Below are 11,712 nucleotides of genomic sequence, written 5' to 3'. Positions count from 1 at the left end.
CTTGACAACCCACGCCAAAAGGTTATAAACGGGGCAGGGGAGGTAAGATGGAGGTGAGAGCATGAGCGAGAAAAAGGTTGACTTTTACGATTTCGAAGGTCTTCTGGAGAAGGCCCATGATGAGCTTCCAGAGAACGTCAAAAATCACGCTTCACGTTTTGAGGTTCCCGCGGCGCAGGTTACGATAGCCGGCAACAGGACGATAATCGAGAACTTCCTAGACATAGCCGAGGCTATGAACCGCGAACCGAACCACCTTCTTAAGTTCCTGCTGAGGGAGGTCGGAACCGCTGGAACGCTTGAGGGAAGGCGCGTTATCCTTCAAGGACGCTTCACGCCATACCTCATAAGTAACAAGCTCAAAAAGTACCTCAGAGAGTTCGTCATCTGCCCGGTCTGCGGCTCACCGGACACGAAGATCATCAAAAAGGGTCGCTTCTACTTCCTCAAGTGTGAGGCCTGTGGAGCTGAGACGCCGATACAACACATTTGATCCCCTTTTTTTCTTCCGGCGTTTTACTTTCAGTCCAAACTCAATGGATGTTTTATCCATTAGGGCATTCTAAGGGTTGAAAACCCTTTTAAACTTTACAAACTACAAGTGCCAGGCATCATGCCACCCAAGGGGGAGTTCTCATGAGCATGGAGGAGAAGGTCAACGAACTGTATGAGAGGAAGAGAGAGATTTTGGCGATGGGCGGCGAAAAGGCCGTGGAGAAGCAGCACGCCAAGGGAAAGCTCACCGCCCGCGAGAGGGTTGAAAAACTCCTCGATCCTGGGAGCTTTGTCGAGATTGGAATGTTCGTCAAACACCGCGGAACGGAGTTCGGAATGGACAGGAAAGAGCTTCCGGCGGACGGTGTCATAACCGGCTATGGAACCATCGACGGCCGTTTGGTCTTCGTCTTCGCCCAAGACTTCACCGTCATGGGCGGCTCTCTGGGGGAGATGCACGCGGCGAAGATAAAGCGCGTCATGGAGCTAGCCCTTGAGGCCGGTGCACCGATTATAGGCCTCAACGACTCCGGGGGAGCGAGGATTCAGGAGGGCGTCGACTCGCTCAAGGGCTACGGCGACATCTTCAAGATGAACACCCTCCTGAGCGGGGTGGTTCCACAGATTACGGCTATAATGGGTCCTTGTGCTGGAGGAGCCGTCTACAGCCCCGCCATAGGTGACTTCATCCTCATGGTGGATAATCCGGCGAGCTTCATGTTCATCACTGGGCCGCAGGTCGTCAAGGCCGTTACCGGCGTAGAGGTTACACCGGTACAGCTCGGTGGAGCGATGGTTCACGCCCAGAGGGCCGGCCAGGCTCACCTTATAGGAAAGAGCGACGAGGAGGTTCTTGCCCTCATCAGGAGGCTCATCGGCTACCTCCCGTCAAACAACGTGGAGAAGCCGCCGCGCGTCAAAACCAGCGACTTGCCGTTCAGGAAGACCGAAAACCTCTACACCATCGTTCCAGATGATCCGAACAAGGGCTATGACGTGAGGGGGGTCATCTATGAGATAGTTGACCGCGACGAGAACGGCAACCCGGATTTCCTCGAGATTCTTCCGTACTTCGCTCCGAACGCCGTCGTTGGCTTTGGAAGGATGAACGGGGGGACGGTTGGCATCGTAGCGAACAACCCGATTCATCTCGCCGGCGTTCTCGACATAGACAGCTCAGACAAGATTGCGCGCTTCGTGAGAACCTGTGACGCCTTCAACATCCCGATAGTTACGCTCGTCGACGTTCCGGGATATCTCCCTGGAACGCAGCAGGAGTACGGCGGAATCATCAGGCACGGCGCGAAGATACTCTACGCCTACGCCGAGGCGACGGTGCCGATGGTTACAGTTGTGCTGAGAAAGGCCTACGGTGGGGCGTATCTCGCGATGGGAAGCAAGCACCTCGGTGCCGACTTCGTCTATGCGTGGCCCACCGCGGAGATAGCGGTCATGGGTCCGGAGGGGGCGGCGAACATAATCTTCCGCAAGGAGATAGCCGCGGCCGAGAAGCCTGAGGAAGTCAGACAGCAGAAGATAGCCGAGTACAGAGAGAAGTTCGCCAACCCGTATGTGGCAGCTGCTCGCGGCTACATCGACGACGTCATAGACCCTGCTGAAACGAGGGCGAAGATAATCATGTCGCTAGAGGCCCTGGGGAGCAAGCGCGTCAAGCTCCCGCCGAAGAAACACGGCAACATACCGCTGTGAGGTGTTAGCATGACGACGATGGCGGAGTTCATAGAGGGACTTGACCTCACCGTGCTGGGTGTTACAATAGTTTTCACCGTGCTGTCAATACTCGCGGTGGTTCTCTACGCCGTTGGCTGGACTGAGAGAAGACTCGTTGAGAGGGAGACTGCGGCCGCTTCATCTCCAGCACCCACTCCAGTCCCCAAAACAGAGGCGGAGGAGAAACAGGAGATACCGCCGAGGGACCTCGCGGTTATAACGGCCGCGGTTTTGGCTTACACCGCCGAGAAGGCAAGCCAGCTCAGACCCCTACCCTTCAGGAGAAAGGTTTCCGACGCGTGGCGTCTCTACGGCCTGCAGAGTTCAATGGAGGATGGTGAGGATTTCAACTACGAGTTAGGGAAGTGGTGAAGATGAAAGTCAAGGTCATCGTTGACGGTGTTGAGTACGAAGTTGATGTCGAGGAACTCCCTGGGGGGAAGTTCCGGGTAATGTTCAACGAGAAGAGCTACGATGTTGAAGCGAAGGGGCTGGGAATCAACGTCGGAGCTTTGAGCACACCATCCCAGGTCTCTGGTTTGGGTGTTCCGGCCGCTGCTTCTTCTCCAGTATCGGCTCCAGTTGCCCCAGCCACTCCAGCAACCTCAACACCCGCTCCAGCGGGAGAGGGTGTTGTTACGTCCCCAATGCCGGGTAAAATTCTAAAAATCCTCGTTAAAGAGGGTGAAGAGGTTAAAACCGGTCAAGGATTAATAATCCTAGAAGCAATGAAAATGGAGAACGAAATCCCATCACCAAGAAACGGGACAGTAAAGAAAATCCTCGTCAAAGAAGGCGACACAGTCGACACCAGACAACCACTAATCGAACTTGGGTGAGGGCCATGGCGGGAATGATAGACCAAGTAATGACGTTCTTCCAGGGGATGGGTCTGCTCCACCTAACGTGGGGCAACATCGTTATGATAATAGTGGGGCTGACGCTTGCATACCTTGCCATCAGGTACAAGATGGAGCCCCTTCTTCTACTCCCAATAGGCATAAGCGCCGTCCTCGTCAACATACCCCTCGGGAACCTAGTCAACTGGCCCGTTGCTCCGAATCTGCCCGCGCACATAGGGGACAACATATTCGCCATGCTGGGTTACCTGAACCAACATTACGGACCACCAGGTCTCTTTGACATAGTATACTACACCCTCATAAGGACGGAGATAGTGCCTCTCCTGATATTCTTCGGCCTTGGGGCAATGACCGACTTTGGCCCGCTCATAGCAGACCCTAAGACGGCACTGATGGGCGCGGCGGCGCAGATAGGCGTTTTCATAGCGATGCTCACCGCAATAGCCCTCGGCTTTAACCTCCACCAGGCGGCAAGCATAGGCATCATTGGAGGCGCCGACGGACCAACCACCATCTACCTAACCACAAAACTCGCGCCGGAGATACTTGGAGCGACCGCGGTTGCCGCTTACTCCTATATGAGCCTCGTCCCGCTCATCCAGCCGCCCATCATCAAGGCACTCACCAGCCCCGAGGAGAGACGCATAAGGATGGAACAACTCAGGCCGGTTTCAAAGCGCGAGAAGATCCTCTTCCCGATAGTGGCCATGATAACCATCGGCCTCCTCGTCCCAAGCGCGGCCCCGCTCGTTGGAATGCTCATGATAGGCAACCTCTTCCGCGAGAGCGGCGTCGTCGAGAGGCTCAGCAAAGCGGCACAGGAAGAGCTTATGAACATCGTCACAATATTCCTTGGCCTCGGCGTCGGCTCCACGATGCGCGCCAGCAGCTTCCTCACCGCACAGACCCTTATGATCCTAGGTCTCGGCATAGTCGCCTTCGCCACGGCAACCGCCGGGGGGGTACTCTTTGGGAAGTTCATGGAAAAGATCAGTGGTGGAAAGATCAACCCGATGATAGGCGCGGCCGGTGTTTCAGCGGTGCCGATGTCAGCGCGTGTTGTCCAGAGGATGGCGAGCGAAGAAGACCCAGGCAACTTCATCCTGATGCATGCAATGGGTCCGAACGTTGCTGGTGTCATAGGAACGGCGGTTGCCGCGGGTGTTTTCCTAGCCGTCCTCGGCTGACCCCCTTTTCTTTAACCCTTTACTGATGTCCATGAAAAGATTAAAATAGGGTGAGGGCGCTTTAACTTAAAGCGGTGGTGAGAAAATGCGCGTGAAAACCCTGATGACCCCGGATCCAGTGGCCATAGAGTTGCCCGCAACAAGGGAGTACGCACTGGAGCTTTTTAGAAAGTACAAGGTTAGGTCATTCCCAGTCATCAACAAAAAGACCAAGACCCTGACGGGGGTCATAAGCGTAAAGCGGATTCTGCTCCATCCAGACGAAGATCAGCTAGCGATGCTCATAAGGAGGGAGGTTCCCACCGTAAAGCCGGATGACGACCTCAAAAAGGCCGTTAGGAAGATGATTGAGCTTGACTACAGAAGGGTAGTGGTGGTTGATAATGAGAGCCACGTCCTCGGTGTCCTAACGGTTGGGGACATCGTGCGGCGTTATCTGGCGAAGAACGAGAAGATGAAGGACATAACGATTAAGGAGTATTATCAGAGAAACGTCGGTGTAGTCTGGCACGGAACGCCACTTAAAGCCGCCCTCAAGAGCCTCCTCCTCTGCAATGCAATGGCAATCCCAGTCATAGACGACGACGGGAACCTCGTTGGAATGGTGGATGAGACGGATCTCCTAAGTGATAGCGAAGTAATTAGAGTGATGAAGCAGACGGCTCTGGCAGCTTCAAGTGAGGAGGATTGGATCCTCGAGAGTAACCCCACACTGCTCTTCGAGAAGGCAGAACTTCAGCTCCCCAAAAAGCCGGTCGAGGAGATAATGAACCGCGAGCTTATCGTGGCCACACCACATATGAGCATCTACGACGTGGCCCAGAAGATGGTGCAGTACAAGATCGAGCAGCTGCCCGTCATAAAAGGAGAGGACGAGCTAGTCGGAATCGCCAGGGATATGGACATCATAAAGGTAATCCTCAACAGGTGAGCGTTTTAAAGTCCCCCCATTTTCTCTTAGGTGGTGTCAATGCAGGAGATTAAACTTTCCCTCCTCGGTTTCGGCAACGTTGGAAAGGCCGTCGCGAGGGTTATTATTGAGAAGGAGCAGCTCTTCCGTGAGAGGTACGGCATAAACGTTAAGATTGTAAGCATCACCGACACTAGTGGAACGATCTGGCTCCCAGAAGGAATAAACCTCAAGGAAGCCCTGCTCGTCAAAGAGACCTTTGGAAAGCTCTCCTCCTGGACAAACGACTACGAGGTCTACAATTTCACTCCGGTGGAAGCCGTTAATGAGGTTGACTCTGGGGCCGTCATCGACGTTACTAACGGGGAAAACGCCTGGAGATGGCATCTGGCAGCACTAAGGGGTGGGAAGGCTGTCATCACAAGTAACAAGCCTCCCTTGGCATTCCATTATGCGAAGTTGACGAGAGAAGCTGAGAGGAGGGATCTCCCATACTTATTCGAGGCGACGGTGATGGCGGGGACGCCGGTAATCGGCCTTCTGCGCGAGAACCTCTTAGGGGACGATGTTGAGAGGGTTGAGGCGGTCTTAAACGCGACAACGACGTTCATCCTGAACCGGATGGAAGAGGGAGAGACCTTCGAAGGAGCACTGAGGGAAGCCCAATCACTTGGAATAGCCGAGAAAAATCCAGACGGGGATATTTTAGGAATAGACGCAGGTTACAAGGCCACCATACTTCACTGCGTCGCCTTCGAGCCGGTAACCTTCGACGAAGCAAGGGTGAGGGGAATATCAAGAGTAAACATGGAGAAAGTCCAAAGGGCGAAGAAAAGGGGTAGAACCGTGAGGCTCGTCGCGACGGTCGAGGAGGGAAATGTAACCGTCGAGCCGAGAGAGATCCTCAGGAGCAGCCCCCTCGCCGTTGGAAGTCACGAGAACGCGGCGGTGATAAAGACCGACCTCCTCGGGAAGTTGGTCATAAGGGGGGCCGGAGCAGGGCCGAAGGAGACTGCAAGCGGGGTCGTGAGCGATGTTCTAAAGGCCTCCCTTGCCCTTGGGGAAAGTTGATTTCTCCGTAGGAGGAACCTCCTGGCGAAAGAGGTCGTTTATCTCTGAGTGGATCTATTCTCTGCGTTCTCTGAAGACTCTTCAAACTCCTCCGGGTTGACCCTCACATAGGGGCCAAGGCTCAGACTATCAACCTCTTCCTGCGTTAGAAATCTGCTTTTGACCTTCTCTCCTATCAGCGCGCTGTTGCCAAGGGGATCGGCTATTTTAATCGTGAGCGGCTTCCTGCCTCTCCTAACCTCTTCAATATACCCCAGTATCTCATCGGTTTTCTTAACGGCCTCCTCATCGCCTTCCCCCTCCTTGAATCCCCTCGCCATTAGGAGGGCTTCCTTGACGCGCTCGAGAACACCCTCAACGTTCGTGATGAAGCCTTCCGCAGCGGGTCCGGGTTCTACCTTGACACCTATCTCGTCAAGCTCTATTGTTCCACTCTTGCTCCTCACAACGCGAGTGAAAAGGTCCTTCTCGTTTTCAACCCTGACGGTGTAGAGCTTCGGCGGTCTGTCCTCCAGCGGAATAACGTCTGCGTTACGGTAGCCGCATTTCTCACAGATTATCGTGCTCTCCATGACCTTCCCGAAGTAGGGGATATCATGGACGTACTGGATTGCCTTGAGCGTTCCCTTTCCCCCGCATATAGGGCAGTTCCCAAGGGTGACAACCTTAACGTCTTCTGATCCAAGCTCGTTCTCACGCTTTTCGATCATCTCACACCACCGGAGAATAGGGCGGGGTCTCCTTTATAAAGTCATAGGAAGAAGAAAGGCGAAATCACTTGGCGATTTTTATGTCCGACGGCACTAAGATGAGCTTTATCTCGTTCTTGCACACCTTGGCCGCCTGTCCACCGAGGGCACTGACCATACCCTTGAGCTGTTCCGCAACTTTCTCAAGAACCTCAGGCTTGACCTCAAGCGGACCGAGATCAACGAGGATTATATTGCCGTTTTGGAGCTCCTCTGAAATCCTTTCAAGGTCCGAGTAGCTGGTCACAACCACCTTCCTGAGGTAGCGTATCTGCGGTTTAACTATCTCCTTAGCAAGAACATCTTCCTCAAGGGGCACCACATCGATGTCATGCCTAGAAGAAGAAACCTCCTTCTTGACTGACGCAGGAGGCTTCCTGATCGGCCTTGACTTTTCATCCTTCTTTTTAATACTGTCAAACAAACCCATGATTGTTCCCCCCGGTTAATCGTAAGGGCTGGAACTATTCTAGGCGTTTGTGTTTATATTTCTTTCTGAAATGACTAGAGGATGAAAAGGAACCGACAAAAGAATGAGAACAGTGAAAAGTCCTCAGGTGGACTTAACCACCTCAAGCACCTTTTCCCTAAGCTCCGCGCCCTTCTTTATTGAGGTGTCTATGGCGTACATTACCTCCTCAAGCTTGAAGCTCCCGCCTTCACCTTTCTGGGCCGCGGATATCATGCCATTCTCGTCGGCGGTTATGGTTATCCTACCGTCCATGACGAGCTCCTCGTCAAGGCTCGGGTCGACGATCAGGGTGTTTCCTATCTTGGCCATTGTCACCGGTATTGGAATCCGCCTGACCGGAAGAGGCTCGTACTCGTCGAGCACCTCTACTTCCTCAGTTCCCTCGTTGTATGCCACCTTCGGCATTTTTGTGGTGAGTAGTGCGGCTATGGCTCCTATACCTGTTGCATCGAGGAGGTTGCCGTCGTGGTCCAGGACGTGGACGTCTATGAAGACGACGCGGACGAGCTTGCCCGGTACTATAACGAGTTTCTCCAGCTCAACCGCCTCGCTCTCCCTTATGCCTCTATCAACTACCCTCGCCAGCTCGATGGCGTTCTCATCGGGTGGACCGGGTTCAAAGTTTGGTGAAGCGAGTGGCACGAGCTCAACGTTGGTGGTTATAACCCCCCTATCCGGCAAATCCGGGAACGGCTCGCCCATGTCCACCTTTATCCCTACGAGGACCTGCGTGTTCCCGAGCTTGACCCAGGCGGAACCTTCTGCCTTTTCAATGACGTTGACCTTGATCTCCAGCTCACGGTAGTCCTCAAGCCCCCTGCCGTCGATGCGCTTCCCATCCCTGAGGAGAGAGAGGATCCTGTCACGTATTATGCCCGCCATAACTTCCGTATCACTCATTTCCACCGACCTCCTCTGCTATTTTGAGGTACTTCTCCCGGAGGGCTTCCCTCTGCTTCTGGTATACGGCCTTTGCACCCTTGATGGCGAGCTTGACTGCTTCCATAAACTCTTCCCTTGTGAGGTAGCCGTCCATCTGGAGGAGCGTTATGTCGTTTTTCAGGGGCATTATAGCAACAGGAATGTCAGATTCACCGTAGTTGTCCTCGTCCTTGTTGAGGTCAAGCACTATCTCCCCGTCTATCTTTCCAGAGGCACATGCCGCAACGAGATCCCTCATCGGGACGCCTGCATCCGCCAGGGCAAGTGAGGCGGCGGTTATGCCAGCGACGCGGGTCCCGGCATCAGCCTGGAGAACCTCTATGAAGACATCAACTGCCGTCCTCGGAAACGCGTCAAGGAGAAGGGCCGGCTCAAGGGCGCCGCGGACGACCTTGCTTATCTCAACACTCCTTCTATCCGGGCCGGGCTTCTTCCTCTCCTCAACGCTGAAGGGGGCCATGTTGTAGCGAACGCGCAGGATCCCCCTGTCAGGCCGCTGAAGGTGCTTAGGGTGTATCTCCCTTGGGCCATAAACGGCCGCCAAAATCTTGTTCTTGCCCCACTCAACATAGGCCGAACCATCTGCGTTTTTGAGAACGCCTATTTCCATCTTTATCGGCCTGAGTTCGTACTTCTTCCTGCCATCAACCCTTCTACCGTTCTCATCTATGAGCTTTAAACCCTCTGGTCTCCCCATCATTCTGCCTCACCTTCACCGTTGCTCTCCTCAACCTGAGGTACCTCATCGATAACTCCCTCTTCCTTAAGGGACTGAAGCCTCTTGGTTAGGAATTCCTTCATCCTGTCGGTGAGCCCCTGGGTGTGGCTCTCGCGGTCAACCTTGAGAATGGCCTCGATGGCGAGCTTTTCAAGCTCGTCGTTCCTGCCGCTGACCCAAACCCAGCCGTTCTGGCCGACTATTATCCGGGTGTTGGTCAGCTTCTTGATGAGGTTGATCATCGAACCGCCCTTACCTATGAGCCTCGGTACCTTCGACGGCGTTATGGTCACTAGTCGGCCGCCCCTGAGTGGACCGCCGTGGAATGGCATGCCCCTTGTGGTGAGGTCTATCTGGTTTATCTCGTTGTAGCCCTTTATCTTGGCATAGATTATGTCGCCTATATCAAATATCCTTCTTAGGTCTGTCTTCATGAGGTCGATACGCTCCTCTGTGGCGTCCTGGACGCGAAGGCTGGCCTCGTAAGGTGCACCTATGTCAACGGCCCAGTTGGAGAAACGGACGTCCACTACCTTTCCAAGGACGTTATCTCCCATCTCAGGCATATAAGGGCCTTCGAGCGGGATAACACGTATGAGGTCGCCCCTGGCTTCCACCAGACCGACCACCGTTGAGTAGACCCTGTTCCCTTCCCTGAAAGTTCCTCTTCCGTTCTTATACGGTCCCTGGGCGAGTAGAGTCCCAGGAACAACAAGCTCCCTTGGCTTAACAAAAATCCTCTTCATAGCCCCTTCCTCTCTATCAGTTTAGTTACAGCACTGCCCCTGGTAAGGGCGTTAAGCTTCTCGTAAAATTCCTCCTCAACTCCCCCAGGAATCTCGATGAGGAGCATCCACGAGCCGTCGCTGGCCCACTCCTCCCTTTTAACCGTCCCGAATCTCCTAACCTCACCGTAGGTCTTTCCAACGTAGTCGCCGGGTACTTTGACGGCGATAATCTTCATCTCCAGTTTTATTGGAAGGAGCGGCCTTATCGCCTTGATGACCCCCGGAACCTGTGCTTCCGCGTCCTTGAAGAGATCAACGTGAACTCCAGCCTCTTCCATGGCCTTGAGGATCCTATCGACGGGATGGGGATAGCCGGTTCTTGGATCAACGGCGTGCCTGTGTATGACCGTCGCTATGTAACGCCTCTTCTCCTCAATCATCTGCCGTCTCTGTTCTGCGGTGAGCTGAACCTCACCCTTCCTCAGGATGGTCTTCGCAACCTCGTAGGGGTCGCTGGTGCCGAATATCTTCTCCATCTCGTGTTCGCTCGCCTTATCTCCCTTGTGTGCATCTTTGAAAACGAAGGGCGTGGCGAGGACTTCCTCAATGGGAACCTCCTTGCCCTCCTTGAAGTCCCTCGCAAGGTAAGGGTCAACGAGTACCTCAAAGGTCTCGCCGTGGGTCTTGAGCCGGGCGATGACAGCTTTATCAAGGCTTACAGGCATCGCCCGCCACCTCAGTAGTTCTGGTCGAGTTCGGAGTAGTCCTCTTCCCTCTCCTCGACTTCCTCTTCCTTGGCTTCCTCAACTATTTCAGAGAGGTATTTCTCCACGTCTTCCCTAGAGAGCTTCTTCCAGCTCCTATCATCCATGGTTACGTAGGCGACCTCTATCCCCTCTGCACTTGGCTCCTCAAGGGTCTTGGCCAGGGCGAGTATGGCGAGCTTTATCGCGCCCTTCATGTCAAGGTCGTCCTTATAGTGCTCCTCGAAGATGGCCATTGCCACGTTCCTTCCGCTTCCTATCGCGACAGCCTTCCACTCAAAGTATGCACCACTCGGGTCCGTCTCATAAAGCTCCGGCTTGTCGTTGACGCCGGCCATGAGGAGAGCGGCGCCAAAGGGCCTCACACCGCCGTACTGGGTGTGGGCCTGTTTGAGGTCGCATATCTTCTTCACTAGAACGTTGAGCGGAACGGGTTCGCCGTAGGTGAGACGGTAAACTTGGGCCTCCAGCCTGGCCCTGTCAACGAGAACCCTCGCGTCCGCTATTATACCGCTCGGGGCGGCCGCTATGTGGTCGTCGATCTGGAAAATCTTCTCGTAGCTACTCGGCTCGATCAGCTTGCTTGTTATCCTCTTCTCAACGGCCAGAACAACACCATCCTTCCACTTAACGCCAACGGCCGTCGCTCCACGCTTCACTGCCTCTCTAGCATAGTTCACCTGGAAAAGCCTTCCGTCAGGGCTGAAAACAGTAATAGCCCTGTCATAACCGGCCTGTGGTGGTACAAACGCCATTTTACATCACCTCATAAATCATCGCTATGTCCTTCTCCCATGTAAATTGGAGGGCAGTTAATTAAGCTTTTCTATTGGTCCCTTAAGGTGACCATCGCCATCCTCCTAGCTATCCTGCGCGCAAACTCAAGGGGGACGAACGCGAATAGGAATATCACTATCGCCAGCGCCAGCGACGCAGTTCTCCCAAGGGGGTGCGATATCATCAACGCAAAGGCAACCAGCATCAGCCCAAGACCGGTTGCCAGAAACTTCCGATAGGTTCTCTTCATCTCTTCAAGTGCTTCCTCACCCATCCTCCCACCGGCGACTTTTTATAAGGAACCG

15 protein-coding genes are annotated in these 11,712 nt (G+C 54.1%); 7 read left to right on the top strand and 8 right to left on the bottom strand.

Translation table 11 applies throughout. The features are described 5' to 3' along the window. Nucleotides 1–61 precede the first annotated feature (61 nt). From MV421_RS00225 to MV421_RS00195, 7 genes are all read left to right on the top strand, one after another. Nucleotides 62–493 carry a translation initiation factor IF-2 subunit beta gene (locus MV421_RS00225; RefSeq protein WP_297420597.1) on the top strand — a complete coding sequence of 144 codons (432 nt, stop codon included), beginning with the start codon at nucleotides 62–64 and terminating at the stop codon, nucleotides 491–493. 143 nt (nucleotides 494–636) lie between these two features. Continuing rightward, nucleotides 637–2,205: a carboxyl transferase domain-containing protein gene (locus MV421_RS00220; RefSeq protein ID WP_297420600.1), complete on the top strand. Its 1,569-nt coding sequence runs from the start codon at nucleotides 637–639 to the stop codon at nucleotides 2,203–2,205. A gap of 18 nt (nucleotides 2,206–2,223) precedes the next feature. After that, complete coding sequence (locus tag MV421_RS00215) at nucleotides 2,224–2,598, top strand: OadG family protein (protein WP_297420671.1); 375 nt, start codon at nucleotides 2,224–2,226, stop codon at nucleotides 2,596–2,598. A 2-nt stretch (nucleotides 2,599–2,600) separates the two neighbouring features. After that, nucleotides 2,601–3,065 (top strand): acetyl-CoA carboxylase biotin carboxyl carrier protein subunit, encoded by a 465-nt coding sequence (locus MV421_RS00210; protein WP_297420672.1) that lies wholly within the window; start codon nucleotides 2,601–2,603, stop codon nucleotides 3,063–3,065. A gap of 5 nt (nucleotides 3,066–3,070) precedes the next feature. Next, complete coding sequence (locus tag MV421_RS00205; RefSeq protein WP_297420603.1) at nucleotides 3,071–4,276, top strand: sodium ion-translocating decarboxylase subunit beta; 1,206 nt, start codon at nucleotides 3,071–3,073, stop codon at nucleotides 4,274–4,276. 85 nt (nucleotides 4,277–4,361) lie between these two features. Then, nucleotides 4,362–5,207 (top strand): CBS domain-containing protein, encoded by an 846-nt coding sequence (locus MV421_RS00200; RefSeq protein ID WP_297420606.1) that lies wholly within the window; start codon nucleotides 4,362–4,364, stop codon nucleotides 5,205–5,207. Nucleotides 5,208–5,246: 39 nt separating this feature from the next. After that, nucleotides 5,247–6,257, top strand: coding sequence for a homoserine dehydrogenase (locus MV421_RS00195; RefSeq protein WP_297420673.1), 1,011 nt, complete (start codon nucleotides 5,247–5,249; stop codon nucleotides 6,255–6,257). Between the two features lie 38 nt (nucleotides 6,258–6,295). Here MV421_RS00195 and MV421_RS00190 read toward each other — a convergent pair whose 3' ends face one another. The 8 genes from MV421_RS00190 to MV421_RS00155 all read right to left on the bottom strand — a co-directional run bounded on the left by MV421_RS00190 (nucleotide 6,296) and on the right by MV421_RS00155 (nucleotide 11,681). Further along, on the bottom strand, nucleotides 6,296–6,967 hold the full coding sequence (locus MV421_RS00190; protein WP_297420609.1) for a ZPR1 zinc finger domain-containing protein: 672 nt from the start codon (nucleotides 6,965–6,967) through the stop codon (nucleotides 6,296–6,298). A gap of 64 nt (nucleotides 6,968–7,031) precedes the next feature. After that, nucleotides 7,032–7,436 (bottom strand): cell division protein SepF, encoded by a 405-nt coding sequence (locus tag MV421_RS00185; RefSeq protein WP_297420612.1) that lies wholly within the window; start codon nucleotides 7,434–7,436, stop codon nucleotides 7,032–7,034. Between the two features lie 123 nt (nucleotides 7,437–7,559). Further along, the gene (gene rrp42, locus MV421_RS00180; protein WP_297420615.1) at nucleotides 7,560–8,378 is read right to left on the bottom strand and encodes an exosome complex protein Rrp42; all 819 of its coding nucleotides are present in this window, start codon (nucleotides 8,376–8,378) and stop codon (nucleotides 7,560–7,562) included. Continuing rightward, nucleotides 8,371–9,120 (bottom strand): exosome complex exonuclease Rrp41, encoded by a 750-nt coding sequence (gene rrp41, locus MV421_RS00175; RefSeq protein WP_297420618.1) that lies wholly within the window; start codon nucleotides 9,118–9,120, stop codon nucleotides 8,371–8,373. The genes rrp42 and rrp41 overlap by 8 nt, the downstream gene beginning before the upstream one ends. Beyond that, nucleotides 9,117–9,884, bottom strand: a complete 768-nt coding sequence (gene rrp4 / locus MV421_RS00170; RefSeq protein ID WP_297420623.1) for an exosome complex RNA-binding protein Rrp4 — start codon at nucleotides 9,882–9,884, stop codon at nucleotides 9,117–9,119. The genes rrp41 and rrp4 overlap by 4 nt, the downstream gene beginning before the upstream one ends. Then, nucleotides 9,881–10,591: a ribosome assembly factor SBDS gene (locus MV421_RS00165; protein ID WP_297420626.1), complete on the bottom strand. Its 711-nt coding sequence runs from the start codon at nucleotides 10,589–10,591 to the stop codon at nucleotides 9,881–9,883. Before MV421_RS00165 ends, rrp4 begins: the two co-directional genes overlap by 4 nt. Nucleotides 10,592–10,602: 11 nt before the next feature. Then, a complete protein-coding gene (psmA, locus tag MV421_RS00160; protein WP_297420628.1) occupies nucleotides 10,603–11,385 on the bottom strand; it encodes an archaeal proteasome endopeptidase complex subunit alpha in 783 nt (260 codons plus the stop codon). A gap of 71 nt (nucleotides 11,386–11,456) precedes the next feature. Next, complete coding sequence (locus MV421_RS00155) at nucleotides 11,457–11,681, bottom strand: hypothetical protein (protein WP_297420630.1); 225 nt, start codon at nucleotides 11,679–11,681, stop codon at nucleotides 11,457–11,459. Nucleotides 11,682–11,712: the final 31 nt, after the last annotated feature.

Source organism: Thermococcus sp., from assembly GCF_027023865.1.
Lineage (GTDB): Archaea > Methanobacteriota_B > Thermococci > Thermococcales > Thermococcaceae > Thermococcus.
Note: the sequence above shows the minus strand (reverse complement) of the source record. Positions and strands in the feature narration are given on the sequence as shown.

Excerpts from the sequence above, each read along its gene's own strand:
- psmA (WP_297420628.1), bottom strand. The coding sequence starts at position 11,385 with ATGGCGTTTGTACCACCACAGGCCGGTTATGACAGGGCTATTACTGTT.
- MV421_RS00215 (WP_297420671.1), top strand. The coding sequence starts at position 2,224 with ATGGCGGAGTTCATAGAGGGACTTGACCTCACCGTGCTGGGTGTTACA.
- MV421_RS00220 (WP_297420600.1), top strand. The coding sequence starts at position 637 with ATGAGCATGGAGGAGAAGGTCAACGAACTGTATGAGAGGAAGAGAGAG.
- rrp4 (WP_297420623.1), bottom strand. The coding sequence starts at position 9,884 with ATGAAGAGGATTTTTGTTAAGCCAAGGGAGCTTGTTGTTCCTGGGACT.
- MV421_RS00205 (WP_297420603.1), top strand. The coding sequence starts at position 3,071 with ATGGCGGGAATGATAGACCAAGTAATGACGTTCTTCCAGGGGATGGGT.
- MV421_RS00200 (WP_297420606.1), top strand. The coding sequence starts at position 4,362 with ATGCGCGTGAAAACCCTGATGACCCCGGATCCAGTGGCCATAGAGTTG.
- MV421_RS00190 (WP_297420609.1), bottom strand. The coding sequence starts at position 6,967 with ATGATCGAAAAGCGTGAGAACGAGCTTGGATCAGAAGACGTTAAGGTT.
- MV421_RS00155 (WP_297420630.1), bottom strand. The coding sequence starts at position 11,681 with ATGGGTGAGGAAGCACTTGAAGAGATGAAGAGAACCTATCGGAAGTTT.
- MV421_RS00165 (WP_297420626.1), bottom strand. The coding sequence starts at position 10,591 with ATGCCTGTAAGCCTTGATAAAGCTGTCATCGCCCGGCTCAAGACCCAC.
- rrp41 (WP_297420618.1), bottom strand. The coding sequence starts at position 9,120 with ATGATGGGGAGACCAGAGGGTTTAAAGCTCATAGATGAGAACGGTAGA.
- MV421_RS00195 (WP_297420673.1), top strand. The coding sequence starts at position 5,247 with ATGCAGGAGATTAAACTTTCCCTCCTCGGTTTCGGCAACGTTGGAAAG.
- rrp42 (WP_297420615.1), bottom strand. The coding sequence starts at position 8,378 with ATGAGTGATACGGAAGTTATGGCGGGCATAATACGTGACAGGATCCTC.
- MV421_RS00210 (WP_297420672.1), top strand. The coding sequence starts at position 2,601 with ATGAAAGTCAAGGTCATCGTTGACGGTGTTGAGTACGAAGTTGATGTC.
- MV421_RS00225 (WP_297420597.1), top strand. The coding sequence starts at position 62 with ATGAGCGAGAAAAAGGTTGACTTTTACGATTTCGAAGGTCTTCTGGAG.
- MV421_RS00185 (WP_297420612.1), bottom strand. The coding sequence starts at position 7,436 with ATGGGTTTGTTTGACAGTATTAAAAAGAAGGATGAAAAGTCAAGGCCG.